This window comes from Microcoleus sp. ARI1-B5, from assembly GCF_036705795.1.
Classification (GTDB): domain Bacteria; phylum Cyanobacteriota; class Cyanobacteriia; order Cyanobacteriales; family Microcoleaceae; genus Microcoleus.
Map to the genome: position 1 here is coordinate 40940 of NZ_JAUBVK010000015.1, position 13703 is coordinate 54642.

A 13703-nucleotide genomic window follows, 5' to 3' on the forward strand; every position below is an offset into this window, starting at 1 on the left:
TTTCACGCAGCCCAGCCACAAAAGCTCGCCCGAAACGCGAGCTTTTTTTGCGTATATAGCAATTCTATATTAATTGGTGATTGAGAATTTTTTTGAAGGAACCGCTCTTGGCACTCTTGGCGCAGAGGAGATCGAAAAGAGAGAAAAAGGGAGAGAGAGATGTTCACAAATTAATGCCCTAGCGATCGCGGGAGCGTTAAGGGAATTGTACAACTCCTGACGGCGGGCTATAGCAACCACTAAGATGATGAGGACGTTCTTCCGACTTCACGCTTGACTTCTTCCTTCTTCCTTCTTCCTGATAACTGATGACTGATGACTAATGACTGATGACTGATGACTAATGACTGATGACTGATGACTAATGACTGATGACTGATGACTGATGACTTCTCAACCTTGAATCAGCGCTGCAAAACGTTCTTGTTTCCAAATGCAGCTCAAATCCGAGTCAGCTAAAGCTAGTTCTCGGTATAAAATAGGCATAAACTCCACAGCCCGCTGCAAATTGTCAAGAGCCAAATCAGCAAAGCCCAGCAGCGCATAACAGCAAGCTTGATTGTAAAAAGCATTAGCAAAATCAGGATTGATTTCTAAGGCAGTTTCGTAGCAAGCAATCGCCTCCGAGTAGCAGCCTTGTCGCGCCAATTCCACACCCCGATTGTACCAAATCAAATAATCCTCAAAAGCACACTCATATGTGGGAGTGAACTTGGCATTTCTCTGATTTAAACCTACTAATTTCCCCAAAGCCACTCGTCGCTCGCCCACAGCTTCGGATCTGCCCGGTTTCAGAGCGAGCGATCGGCTAAAACTAGCTACTGCTTGTTTGTAAAGTCCCATGGAATTCGCAGCTAGACCGCGATTGTACCAAGCCTTCGCGTCATCTGGGTTAAACTCGATCGCCCGATCGAAACTGTTGAGCGCCTGATAGTAAAGCTTGAGTTCCAACAGAGCATTGCCTCGGTTGTACCACGCCCAAGCAGCCTCCGGGTGCAAACTTAAAGAGCGATCGAAACTCAGAACCGCCTTATCGTAAAGCCCCATATCGATCAGAGTCAGCCCCCGGTTGTGCCAAATACTCGCCGCACAGGGGTTGAACTCCAGAGCCCTGTCAAAACTGTTGAGAGCATCCCACCAGCGGCCCAACTTTCCTAAAGCAATAGCCCGGTTGTGCCAGCCAAAGCTCGCATCCGGCTGCACCGCCAAGGCTGCATCAAAACTTGAAAGCGCATCTAAGTGGCGTTCTAAGTTCCCCAAAGCCATGCCTCGCCCGAACCAAGCCTTATAATGATCCGATTGCAACTTCACAGCTCTGTTAAAGTTCGCCAGAGCACCATCATTATCGTTAGCTTCGAGGTGGCGCGAACCCAGATGGTAATACCAAGCCGCTTCCAAGTTTTGAATTAAGTTCATAATACTTCGCATCTATCTTAGGGATGATTATACATGAAACAATTCCCAAAGTTAAACTGTAATTTCACTAAAAATCAGAAAATTTTGATACAGGGCGATCGCCCGTACAAACCGCCAGTAACAACCTCAACAATTGGCGGTTGAAACAAAGTATTTTCCTCTCATAAAATACTCTTTCAGCTAACCGCACTCATCGCTGGTTGGATCTGCTGCGAATCTCAGGCTCTGGGTGAATCGCGCAACTATTACCGCATCCGAAATTAGGTTTGCAGTTACACAAAGAGTGCTGGGGCGCCCAAAGTTAAACTGCAAATCCCGCGCGTGCGAATAGCTCCAACTTCTGCTTGCCTTTCTTCAAGCAACCACAACCGCTGTTTGAGCAGTCTCGCTCAACAGCAACCTGCCTGAAGCATCAATACTAAAATCCTTTCCCAGCACAAAACCCTTGCCCATCAAGCGCTTGCAAACAACCAGCGCCGTAATGCGGCGAATTTCTTCCATCACGTCAGCAGGAATCAAATAACTCAAACTCCAGATCACCGACTCACAGTCAGACCAAATCAAGCGCTCAATACTGACAATCATCAAAGCAGCTACACTGTCTGTTGACAGCCGCCCTCTGAGATCGGCAATCAAATCTTTACCAATTAAGCTATTGCGGGTCATCATCGCTCTAGCCATCTTCCCAATTTCTTGTTCGAGTTCTAAATGATTCATGCTTGGCACTGGCTGTTATGTTTTTAAAGCACTACTGGGAGTAAAAATAGTGACTGCTACCAGGCTCTGCCCGACCGCGTAGCTGACGCAGGCTCTACCGCAACTCCTTTTAACAAAGTATACCTAAAGAAAGATCAAAAATGTATCTAAAGACCGATACTAAAATTTAATTTTTTTGCTAATAATGGATGAACCAATTGCCACAAGAGTTGGTCAGAGCAGCAAATTGAGTATTTGTGCTCGCCCCAGCCCGGAGCAAAGTCAGTCGATTTTAGATTTGAGATTCTTCGACGGGGGCGAGCGAACAAGTTTGAGATTTTAGATTTACATCGGCAGATAAATGTGAGAACTTGAACAGGAGCGTTGCCCGAAAAGCCGGTCGTTGGGTCTAAAATTTTTGGCCCTCCACGACAGGAGTCGGAAACTTGTATCCGTTTTTGGGCGGGGTCAAAGATTGGTAAATTCGCTACATAATAATGAAGAAGAAGTAGTTACTTCGGAGAAAAAACAGCAATGGCTGCAAAAAAGCCAGACATCGATATTGCCGTGTTTATCGACCACGCCCTGATCGACCCGGGCGCCACCCCCGAGCAAGTAGAAAACTGCTGCCAACAAGCAGAAAGATTTCGGTTTGCCACAGTTTGCGTGTATCCCGCCTACGTCAGACAAGCGGTAAGTCTCCTGCACGGCAAAAATCCCAAAGTCTCGACAGTCATAGGTTTTCCCACCGGGGCAACCACATCAACAGTAAAACTCTACGAAGCTCTAGAAGCCGCAGACAATGGAGCCGTGGAGTTAGATGTCTGCGTCAACTTAGGATTGTTGAAAGCTGGAAAAAACGACGAATTTCACCGGGAAATAGCCGAAATTTGCGAAGAAACCGGACAAACTATCAAAGCGATTATCGAATGCTCGATGCTTTCGGATGAGGAAAAACAATTAGCGGCTGAGCTTTGCATGGAGGCGGGCGCGGCTTACATCAAAACTAACACCGGGTTTTTCGGTGGGGCGACAGTTGAAGATGTGCGCTTGCTGAAGGAATTTACTAAGGGAAGGGTTGGTATTAAAGCGGCTGGAGGAATTCGCACTCACGAACAAGCTTTAGATTTAATCGTGGCGGGTGCAACTCGTTTGGGGACTTCTCGCGGCCCGGAATTAATCCGCCAGCGAGATAATTTAGTCAGTTGACAGTTGACAGTTGACAGTTGGCAGTTGACAGTTGGCAGTTGTCAGTTGTCATTAACTGGTTCCAAGGCTCTCTCTGCCTGGGAACCCATATTTAGAGGCTCTGCCTCGGCACAGCATTAAGGAGGCAGAGCCTCCGGATCTGCGTTACTTTCGCTCTTCCTGGTAACGAGTATCGAATAAAAGTTCTGTGTCGTGGACTGTTTTTGCTACTGCCATTGTCAATCTAAAATCTAAAATCTAGTGAATCGAACTTACAAAGCAACTGGCATTAATCTTAAGAGTGCACCGATCGGCGAATCCGATCGCCTGCTGACAGTTTTGACGCGGGAATTTGGCTTAATTAAAGCCGTAGCACCGGGTGTTCGCAAACAGCGATCGAGCATTGGCGGGAGAAGCGAGTTATTTGTCGTCAACGAATTGCTAATCGCCAAAGGCCGATCGCTCGACAAGATTACCCAAGCCAACACCGTCGAATCCTATCCGGGTTTGAGCCGCAACCTGGGAAAACTCTCAGCCGCGCAATATCTGGCCGAATTGGCGATCGCCAGCGCCCTTTCCGACGAACCCCAAGAAGCACTCTTCTTTTTGCTGGGCGAACACTTGAGCCGTTTGGAGCGTTTGTCCGATCGCACAGAAATCCAATCCGCCGCCGTGCTAGTCGCCCATCTGGCCCAGGGTATTTTTCACTTGCTAGCGATCGCCGGCCTCGCGCCCCAAGTCCAAGTCTGCTGCGCCACCCGACAACCGATCGTCCCAAATTTCACAGATCCCGACTGGCAAATCGGGTTTAGTATACCCTCTGGGGGAACCTTCAGCTTGTCCGAGCTAGCTAACCTAGAGGCAGAACTCTCTTCACAAACCGGCAGCTTGTACAGATCCGCCTCCCCTTCCCGGCAAACGAGTGACAGCAAACACTTGACAAATTTCCACATTAATGCTAAAGAATTAGCAGCGCTGCAACAGTTGGGTAGCGCAGAACTAGGAGAGGGGATTGCCGATCGCACGGCTTGGGTATCAGTAGAAAATATTTTGCGGCAATATGCCCAGTATCATTTAGGTTGCACGATTCGCTCGGGAAGCTCGATCGACACCTACTTAGAGAGTTTTGAGTTTTAAGTTTTAAATGTTGAGTTAAAATCGCACCCCAGCCTGCGGGATACCCGAACCAGTAGGCAATTTCAGGTAAATTTCCAAGATTCTTGCAACATTAGATAATAGATAAAGTTACGAGTTATTACACTTAGGGGCTAAAACCTCAATTTGAACTTCCCATCCCCCCAACCTCCACCATCCCAGGCGATCCACCCCTAATCCTATGATGCGACTGTCCGATACTGATTTGAGAATATCTGTTTTAGCTGTGACCAACCACAAGATGGAAGAACGAGAAAATTTTCCAGATTTTAACTCTTATCCCGCCTCTGCCGATCGACAATGGAGCAACGCCCAAGACCCAGAAATGGACAAATATCCCACAAATCCAGAAACAGAGTCAAGCAACGGCAAAAGCCAACAACCCGAAGCAATCCCCCCGCTGCCAACAGCAGCAACCGCAGCAGAACTCGCGGAAACCGTTGCCGAAACTCCCGAGAAAGAAACAGGATTTCTGCCGGTTCTGAAAAACCGAAATTTTCTAGCCTTGTGGAGCGGGCAAGTTTTCTCGCAACTAGCAGATAAAGTTTATCTCGTACTGACGATCGCCCTCGTAGCCAGCCGCTTTCAAGCACCAGATCAAACCATCAGCAGGTGGGTATCGGCAATTATGATCGCCTTTACCATTCCTGCGGTATTATTTGGGGCTGCTGCAGGCGTGTATGTCGATCGCTGGTCGAAAAAAGCTGTCCTCGTAGCCACAAACCTGCTGCGCGGAGGCTTCGTTTTAACATTACCCCTGCTGCTGTGGCTCTCAGACGGGTTTGAACTCGGTCAACTGCCGCTCGGATTCTGCTTGCTGCTGCTAATCACATTCCTAGTTTCGACCCTAACTCAATTTTTCGCGCCAGCAGAACAGTCCGTGATTCCCTTAATAGTGGAACGCCGCCACCTGCTATCGGCAAACTCGCTCTACACCACAACCATGATGGGTTCGGTGATTATCGGCTTTGCAGTCGGAGAACCCTTACTAGCTTTAGCCGACAACCTTTTTACCAACCTCGGCGGCGGACTCGGCATCGGCAAAGAATTAGTAGTAGGCGGAAGTTACGCCTTCGCCGGAGTGCTGTTGCTGTCGATGAAAACAGGCGAAAAAAACGATGCCGAACACGAACCGCCGCACCCCTTAGCGGATTTAAAAGACGGCCTGCGTTACATCAACGATCAGCCGAAAGTCCGCAATGCTTTAATTCAACTAATTATTCTATTTTCCATTTTTGCAGCCTTGGCAGTTCTAGCGGTGCGGCTGGCAGAAATCCTGCCCGGTATGAAAGCGTCACAATTTGGCTTTTTGCTGGCAGCGGTGGGCGTCGGGATGGCTGCAGGGGCGACGACAGTCGGCTATCTCGGCCACAAATTTTCTCACTCCCAACTGAGTTTAATCGGATCTGTTGGCATGGCACTTGCTCTGATGAGCCTTTCTGCATTTACACAGCATTTGTGGATCTCGGTGCTGTTCATTACCATGTTGGGTTTATTTGCCTCGTTGGTGGGAGTGCCGATGCAGACGACAATTCAAGCAGAAACCCCAGAAGAAATGCGGGGAAAAGTCTTCGGGCTGCAAAACAATGCCACTAATATCGCTTTGAGTTTACCCTTGGCTTTGGCTGGAGTAGCCGAAACATTTCTGGGTTTGCCAACCGTATTTTTGGCTTTGGCAGGATTGGCGATCGCAGGAGGTGTCTTAACCTGGTATATTTCCCGTAGCACTAATAGCAAAGTCGATCGAATCTAAAACATAACAAACTCTGATTTACTCGAATGCACATCGCTTGGCTAGGAAAAAAATCACCTTTTTGCGGTAACGTAACTTACTCCAGAGAAGTCACTAACGCACTGTTAGACCGGGAATACCAGGTCAGTTTCCTGCACTTTGCGCAAGAAGCGGGCCAACTCGACAGGAACAATGCGGCGTGGAGCATGGCAAATGGTTCATGGGGAAAAGGAATTACTCCAACTTCGTATACCAATTCGCTTTCGCCCGCAAGTTGCAACGAAGTTTCTTTACCCTGTCACTACAAATCGCAAATTTATACGATTCCAACTCTCAAATCCCGCACAGTGTTGATGAAGTCTCTGCGGCGGCTGAAACCCGATGTTGTTCACGCTTCCCTGACGCTTTCGCCTCTAGATTTTTTGTTGCCGGAAATTTGTCAAGAATTGAATTTGCCTCTGGTGGCGACTTTTCACCCGCCGTTCGATCGCAAATTGCGGAATTTGACATCGGGAACCCAACACCTGATGTATCAACTGTACGCTCCGTTTTTGGCTAACTACGACTCGACGATCGTATTTTCTTACATTCAGCGGGATATTTTGGTGAAGTTAGGAGTGCCGGAAGAACGGGTGGCTGTGATTCCCAACGGCGTAGACGCCCAGAAGTATTCGCCCGGGCCTTCGGGGTTGAAATCAGAGTTAAAGGCCGATCGACTTTTTGTCTACCAAGGCCGCATTGCCCCGGAGAAAAATGTCGAGGCTTTGCTCAAGGCCTGGAAACAATGCAATTTTGGCCCTGGCAACGTGTTGGCGATCGTGGGCGACGGGCCCCTCGCCGCGTCGCTGCAACTGTCCTACGGCGCCGAGGACGGCATTGTGTGGCTCGGATTTGTCGCCGAGGAAGAACGCCGGATCGAAATTCTGCGCGGTGCAGATGTATTTATTTTGCCTTCTTTGGTGGAGGGACTTTCGCTGTCGCTGCTGGAAGCGATGGCCTGCGGTTTAGCTTGTTTGGCAACGGATGCGGGTGCTGACGGCGAGGCCTTGGAGGAAGGCGCGGGGATAGTTTTGAACACTCAGCGGGTGCGCAGTCAGTTGCAAACTTTGCTGCCGCTGTTTTGCGATCATCCTGAGTTTGGAATGCTGCTGGGCCAAAAAGCGCGCCAGCGGGCGATCGAGCGGTACACTCTCAGTCAGAATATTACTGAGTTGGAAAAGCTGTACTCAGAGGTTTTGCAGAAGCAGCGCGTACCGCTTCGGGGCTTGGCATAGCGGAAGTTCGGCAGCGGATGCAAGTAGCGGATGTAACGGATTAACGGATGTCAGTAGGAAGGTTTTTACTCGTTACCAGGCAGAGCCTGGTAACACAGATCCGGAGGAAGAGCCTCCATTATTCAGCCGAGGCAGAGCAAGAGGATATGGGTTCCTTTCGTGCTCGCCTCGGAACCAGTTAACGAGGACTAACATCAAACGCCAACTGCGATCGATAAAAACAAACATCGAACTCCATAAAGAAATTCACCTGACCCAAAATCAACGGTACATTTTGGGCCCGAGTCCAAGCAAACACAAGCTGCACGGGTTCAAACTGCCCAACCTGTCCCTGCATAACCACAACGCGCGCCTCATACTGTGCCAAATTTCCCGTCAAACTAAGAACAGTAGTCTGCCGCTCCCATTCATAACCAAGTTGGACACCTGCGTTATAGGGTAAGACATTCACGCTCGCCCCCGTATCCAGTAGCCCAGAAGCTACCACAGAAGCATTCTGATAAACTAAAGTAATTGGCAAAATAGGACGAAATCCAATTTCCCCTAAAGCATTATTAACAGATACAAAAGAAAATCGTTCCACATTACTCATCCTCTTGAGCTTTCGATTGCTTTAAAACTTCCAGCATCGTCTGTGCAGCATCAAACGCATCATAGGGAGACCAAACTTCACACACCGCACCAGATGCGATCAAATCCTGTTCCTGACTCTGCATACATCCCATCAGTATTTGCAAGGTCACTTCCTCCACAGAAAGACCGCGCCGCTCAGCAGACTGTAAGAGGTACTGCTCCAATTGAGGTGATAGATTCAGCGTCAAATTCATAAATTGCTCCTATTTGTTGGTAATTGCTGCGTTAAAACCTTCAATCTAAAATCGCCTATCCTCCCGGGCGCAAATAATCCAAAAGCCGATCGCCCGAATCAGCCCGAATCAAAGCAACCACAACATCCGGCAAACTTCCCAAACTCGGATAAACCAAATAACGCGGTTCCCACTGCGGCCCAAACTTATCTTTAAAACTGTGCAATCCCTTAAAATTATAAAACTTGCTCAAGTGTTCCGAAAGATAAATCAAAACCTTTTCCAACCGCCCGGATTTTTCAGCTTCTCCAACTCCCGCCAAAGCCGACAAACCCAAATCAAATTCTGCATATCCCAACTCTTGACAGTGCTGCAACATCGAAGCAAACAAACACTCCATCGTGCCATTTTCCACCTCAGTGCGGCGCCGCATTAAATCAACTCCAACCGCTTTATCGCCCACAGATATCATATTAGCAAAAGCACTAATTTTACCGTCGGGAGTGTGGATGGCTGCGGCGCGAGTTTTCTGCAAATATGCCTCGTCAAACCAACCCACAGAAAACTGTTTTTCTGCACCCTGAACCATTTGCAGCCACTCGTCGCTGACGAATTTCATTTTCCGCATCAATTCCAAACTTAAAGGAGGTTCGTAAAATTTGACTTGATGGCCGGCTTTTGTCAGTCGGTTGATAGCAGTTCTCAAGTTTTGATTGGCCTTGCCTTTGAGACTAAAACTTTTGAGGTCAACAATAGCTTCTTCGCCAATTTGCACCACTCGAAAACCGAGATTAGAATACATTTCTAGATCGTCGGGCAAAGTTTGATAAAATGCTGGATACCAATCGTTGCGATCGCAAAACTCTTGAAACCCCAGAATAGCCTCTTTGCGGTCGACCGCCGGCCCGATGGGGTCTCCCAGGGCGATCGCGCCTCTACCTTTGGGCACGTAGGCGATCGTACTTTTACCCGAAGGACTAAAATAATAAGATTTATCCTCAAGCAGCGCCAATCTCGCTAGCATTGTCCGCCCGTATTTTGCGACAATTTCTTGAGCTTTATTCCGTTCCGAAATACTTGCCGAATCTCGCAGCAGCACCGGCCGCAGCAGCATAAAAAGTGCATAACCAATCGTTACTGTACCCACAGCATAAATCGAATTCGCGAAAAAGTTAGCAAACCGAGTTTTTGGCACCAAACCCGCGTCATCCGCCGTAAAAAACATGGCAAAAGTCTGGAACAAAGCATCGTCCCAATCGAAATTAACCGCTCGTTCGTTAACTTCAAAGCGCCCGTCTAAAATATAAAAACCCGCCGTCCCGTAAGCGAGGGTAAACAGCAAAGCGCCCAGCAAAACTCGGATTCCTTGAGCTGTTGAAGGGCGATCGGATTTAGCGGTAAAACTTTTCCGCATCACCAACAATTGAGACAGCAGCACCCCAGAAAGCAAACTTTCTTCAACATCCAATCCCTTGACTAAATGAACTACAATAGAAGCAATTAACAATCCCACCGTCAGCAACCAAGCAATCCGCTTGCGCCGCAACAAATTAGTTGCCAGAGTTAGCAGCATAAATCCGATAACTGCTGCAAAAAAATGCCCGCCCGCCCGCACGGTAAAAGGAAAAAACGGTTCCAACCAATTTCGGCGATCGGGTAAACTGGGAGTTACAGCAGACAGCAGGTTAATAACTCCAACCAATCCAGTTAAAAATGATGCAGTCCAGAGTCCAATCCTAGTTTCTTGGGGTAACACAGTTCACCTTTCTAATTTTTCTGTGCGGCCAGTGATATCTTAAACTGTTTTCCAACATAACTCAAAGAATCGGCTAAATGCTTGTGCCAATAATTCCAGCCGACATCCGGGCCCACAATCCCGTGTCCTCCCGGAAATTTGTTAAACTCGTTGGCAATACCCAAACTGTTTAATTGTTCGTGAAACTGTTGCGTAGAAGTCAGAAAATCCTTGTCTCCTTCCCCAGCATCCAAATAAGCCCGCAGGCGCTGTCTGTCTTTTGCAGAAAGTTTCGGCACTAAATATTTAGGACTGTTAGCTTTGCCGCTTCGATCGGTAAAATAACCGCTGTGGCTGAACAGAATATTAAAATTATTTAAATATCGCAAACCGATATTAAAAGCTCCCCACCCCCCCGAAGATTGTCCTCCCATTGCCCAAAATTTGGGGTCTTCCAGCGTTCTGTAGCGCGATTTTACGATTTGAACCAACTCGGAGCCGATCGCACTTCCCACCTTACCGTTCGGCCCGTCAAAATACTGCGGGTCCCACAAAGGGCTCGTCCCCCGCTTGTCATTTCCGTCAGGAGTAACTACAATTGACGGCGGCAATCTTTTGCTTTTATATAAATCGTGGAGCACAGAAGTAACAGCAGCTTTGTCTTGATAAGCGCGCGCGTCTCCGTGCCCGCCGTGCAGCAAAAAAATCACTGGATAGCGCTGTTTGGGATTTTTTGCGTACCCGGGAGGTAAGATTAAGCCGTAGGTGCGCTCTGAATTCATAGCTGCACTTTTATATGTTTTGAGTTCAAATTTTAAGTCGGCATCGGCTATGATTTTCGGAGGGTCTAATTGGGGTGCTCCGGCAATAAAGACGTACCAGTATCCTGTCGCACCTAGCAGGAGGATTGTACCCGCACCGATACCTAAAACTTTTAAGAGCCATTTAGGCATAATGTTTGTTAGTTGACTGTTGACTGTTGACTGTTGACTGTTGACTGTTGACTGTTGAGGGTTGACTGTTGACTGTTATGTGTTATTTATTATTTGCGGGCCCTGAGCGTAGTCGAAGGGTTATTTGTTACATATAAAATCCTTAATGCCCAATGACCAATTCCCCATTCCCGATGCCCCATGCCCAATGCCCCATGCCCAATTACCAATTACCAAATCCGTGACTTATAGAAATCCTGCACCTACAGTTGATATTATCATTGAATTGGTCGATCGCCCGCAGCGCCCGATCGTACTTATAGAACGTCTCCATATTCCCTACGGCTGGGCGATTCCCGGTGGCTTTGTCGATTACGGGGAATCGGTAGAAACGGCCGCCAAACGCGAAGCTTTAGAAGAAACGAGTTTGAATGTAGAATTAATCGAGCAATTTTACGTTTATTCCGATCCAAATCGCGACGCGCGACAACATACAATCAGTATAGTATTCTTGGCTGCGGCAACGGGCGAACCTCAAGCTGCGGATGATGCTAAAAATTTACAAGTTTTTGAATCTTGGCAGATTCCCGATCAATTGTGTTTCGATCACGAGAGCATTTTACGCGATTATTGGCGCTACCGTCATTACGGATTGCGGCCGCGTTTGTAGCAGAAGAGTTTTTAACCGCAGATGCACGCGGATTAACGCGGATGAATTGCTATGATTTATCTGCGTTGATTTGCGTGCATCTGCGGTTTCATTCATAACAATTAAATTTTATGGCAAGCTTGACAATATTAGGCGGAGGTGCATGGGGTTCGGCCCTGGCAAATCTTGCAGCTAAAAAAGGCGATCGCATTAATTTGTGGTCGCGCCGCAGTTCTTTTAGTCTAGAATCGGTTATAACTAACGTGGATGTTGTGGTTTCGGCAGTTTCGATGAAAGGAGTGGGAGAAACAGTCGATCGCCTGCTTGCCTTAAATCCAAATCCCAGTACAATTATAGTTACTGTCACCAAAGGTTTAGACCCCGCCACGACGCGCACTCCGTCTCAAATTTGGCAAAATGCCTTTCCTGACAATTCAATTGTCGTACTTTCGGGCCCCAATCTTTCGGAAGAAATTCAGCAAGGATTGCCGGCTGCGACGGTAGCGGCGAGTTTGGATTTAGCGGCGGCGAAGCAAGTGCAAAATATTTACAGTTCCGATATTTTTCGGGTTTATGTCAATCAAGATCCGCTGGGGACTGAGTTAGGCGGAACTTTAAAAAATGTTTTTGCGATCGCCGCTGGTGTTTGCGACGGTTTACAATTAGGAACTAATGCTAAATCTGCTTTGCTGACTCGCGCTTTGCCGGAAATGATTCGGGTGGGAGTTCGGTTGGGAGCCCGCGCCGAAACTTTTTACGGTTTGTCGGGTTTGGGAGATTTACTCGCTACTTGCAACAGTCCTTTGTCGCGCAATTATCGGGTTGGTTTTGGATTGGCCCAAGGTAAATCTTTGGAACAAGTGGTGCAGGAATTGCAGAGCACTGCTGAGGGAGTTAATACTGCTAATGTATTGATTGATTTAGCGGAGCGGCGCGACATTGAAGTCCCCGTTTCCCGTCAAGTTTACCGCTTGCTGAACGGTGAAATTACTTCCGAACAAGCCGTTTTATCGCTGATGGAACGTGCTTTGAAACCGGAGATTTAAAATTATTAGATTCGGCGGTTGAAACTGCTTCTTGTCAAACGAAACCCACTCGCCTGCGGGTTGAAGAATAAGGACTTTGTTTCAGTCCCTACCCGTACCTCAAATTTTAAGAATTGGCATCGCGACTTGCGAGTTGTCAATTATATCATGTCCGTTGAATTGCTGAGAGCGAAAAGTCGCTCGGGGCGGGTTGCTCAATCTTCTGGATTTGAATTACAGATTGTTGGTGAAACCCGTCCCTACGAATATTTCGGCTAATTTACCGGACACGATAAACAGGTTTACATCTTGCCTTTCTGCATTACCTCTTGCAGGTGCTGCCGAATTTCCTGGGCGTGTTCCATGTCAGCTTGCTGCAATTTTTGAAACAGTTCCATACAAGGTTGAGAACCTGTTTCCTGAGCGTCTTTCATGTAACTTTCGTAGGCTTTCAAAGCTTCCGACTTGTTTTGCAAAACTGTTAGCAAATCGTATTCAAGGTTGCTGATGACTGTGCTGCCATTAGTGCTCATAAACTTACCCTCCGCTATGATTTGTCCCAAGTTTGACCGATCCGGGGAGGGCTGTTCATCTGTCTAAAAGGGTAAATGATTTTTACTTGCCGCCGTAATAAAACGCAACTTCTTTGTCTTTTAGCGGTGCGAAGTCAGCAGCAATTAACATTGGATCGAGTTCTGCTTGAGACAGATGTTTGACACCGATGCGGACAATGCGCGATCGCATGGTGTTTGACACCCCGCTGCGCTGTCTCCCGGCTTCTAATCCCATTACTTTCTCGTACAGGTCTAATTTTGCTTTCGGAATCGGAGTGCCGTCAAAGTCGATTCCTGAGGCGATCGCCACATCGATCGCATCTGCACCAGTTGTAGATTGAGCCGCTGAGTTTGTTTCTGAAGACATTGTGCTGTGATATCAAAGTTTGCTGTGGAAGCATTTTATCAGAGAACTATTGATTTTTGTCAAATTTGGCATTTCCCGAAGATTTGGCATTTCCCGAAAGATTTGGCATTTCCCGAAAGATTTGGCATTTCCCGAAAGATTTGGCATTTCCCGAAAGATTTGGCATTTCCCGAA

General features: G+C 47.6%; 14 protein-coding genes. 6 read left to right on the forward strand and 8 right to left on the reverse strand.

Features of this window, described 5'->3' with window-relative positions:
* Nucleotides 1-393: 393 nt before the first annotated feature.
* Both QUB63_RS20890 and QUB63_RS20895 read right to left on the reverse strand, forming a co-directional pair.
* Nucleotides 394-1416 carry a tetratricopeptide repeat protein gene (locus tag QUB63_RS20890; RefSeq protein ID WP_332947222.1) on the reverse strand — a complete coding sequence of 341 codons (1023 nt, stop codon included), beginning with the start codon at nt 1414-1416 and terminating at the stop codon, nt 394-396.
* Nucleotides 1417-1770: 354 nt separating this feature from the next.
* Complete coding sequence (locus QUB63_RS20895) at nt 1771-2133, reverse strand: hypothetical protein (RefSeq protein WP_293185172.1); 363 nt, start codon at nt 2131-2133, stop codon at nt 1771-1773.
* Nucleotides 2134-2646: 513 nt separating this feature from the next.
* Here QUB63_RS20895 and deoC point away from each other — a divergent pair.
* From deoC to QUB63_RS20915, 4 genes are all read left to right on the forward strand, one after another.
* Nucleotides 2647-3321 (forward strand): deoxyribose-phosphate aldolase, encoded by a 675-nt coding sequence (deoC, locus tag QUB63_RS20900; RefSeq protein ID WP_332947223.1) that lies wholly within the window; start codon nt 2647-2649, stop codon nt 3319-3321.
* Nucleotides 3322-3561: 240 nt separating this feature from the next.
* Entirely contained in the window at nt 3562-4437 is an 876-nt protein-coding gene (gene recO, locus QUB63_RS20905; protein WP_332947224.1) for a DNA repair protein RecO, read from the forward strand.
* A gap of 199 nt (nt 4438-4636) precedes the next feature.
* On the forward strand, nt 4637-6208 hold the full coding sequence (locus QUB63_RS20910) for an MFS transporter (protein ID WP_332947225.1): 1572 nt from the start codon (nt 4637-4639) through the stop codon (nt 6206-6208).
* A gap of 26 nt (nt 6209-6234) precedes the next feature.
* The gene (locus tag QUB63_RS20915) at nt 6235-7461 is read left to right on the forward strand and encodes a glycosyltransferase family 4 protein (protein ID WP_332947226.1); all 1227 of its coding nucleotides are present in this window, start codon (nt 6235-6237) and stop codon (nt 7459-7461) included.
* Between the two features lie 178 nt (nt 7462-7639).
* On the opposite strand, the gene QUB63_RS20920 is transcribed toward QUB63_RS20915, so the two are convergent.
* The 4 genes from QUB63_RS20920 to QUB63_RS20935 are packed head-to-tail and all read right to left on the reverse strand — an operon-like array spanning nt 7640 to nt 10955.
* On the reverse strand, nt 7640-8053 hold the full coding sequence (locus QUB63_RS20920; RefSeq protein ID WP_332947227.1) for an aspartyl protease family protein: 414 nt from the start codon (nt 8051-8053) through the stop codon (nt 7640-7642).
* Entirely contained in the window at nt 8046-8288 is a 243-nt protein-coding gene (locus QUB63_RS20925) for a hypothetical protein (protein WP_332947228.1), read from the reverse strand. Before QUB63_RS20925 ends, QUB63_RS20920 begins: the two co-directional genes overlap by 8 nt.
* A 55-nt stretch (nt 8289-8343) precedes the next feature.
* On the reverse strand, nt 8344-10023 hold the full coding sequence (locus QUB63_RS20930) for a phosphatidylglycerol lysyltransferase domain-containing protein (protein ID WP_332947229.1): 1680 nt from the start codon (nt 10021-10023) through the stop codon (nt 8344-8346).
* A gap of 11 nt (nt 10024-10034) precedes the next feature.
* Nucleotides 10035-10955: an alpha/beta hydrolase gene (locus QUB63_RS20935; protein ID WP_332947230.1), complete on the reverse strand. Its 921-nt coding sequence runs from the start codon at nt 10953-10955 to the stop codon at nt 10035-10037.
* A 220-nt stretch (nt 10956-11175) separates the two neighbouring features.
* On the opposite strand from QUB63_RS20935, the gene QUB63_RS20940 reads away from it, so the two are divergent.
* Complete coding sequence (locus tag QUB63_RS20940; protein WP_332947338.1) at nt 11176-11604, forward strand: NUDIX hydrolase; 429 nt, start codon at nt 11176-11178, stop codon at nt 11602-11604.
* A 110-nt stretch (nt 11605-11714) separates the two neighbouring features.
* A complete protein-coding gene (locus QUB63_RS20945; protein WP_332947231.1) occupies nt 11715-12629 on the forward strand; it encodes an NAD(P)H-dependent glycerol-3-phosphate dehydrogenase in 915 nt (304 codons plus the stop codon).
* Between the two features lie 281 nt (nt 12630-12910).
* Here QUB63_RS20945 and QUB63_RS20950 read toward each other — a convergent pair whose 3' ends face one another.
* Nucleotides 12911-13141: a hypothetical protein gene (locus QUB63_RS20950; RefSeq protein WP_332947232.1), complete on the reverse strand. Its 231-nt coding sequence runs from the start codon at nt 13139-13141 to the stop codon at nt 12911-12913.
* 82 nt (nt 13142-13223) lie between these two features.
* Entirely contained in the window at nt 13224-13529 is a 306-nt protein-coding gene (locus QUB63_RS20955; RefSeq protein WP_332947233.1) for a small RNA NsiR4-regulated ssr1528 family protein, read from the reverse strand.
* Nucleotides 13530-13703 lie beyond the last annotated feature (174 nt).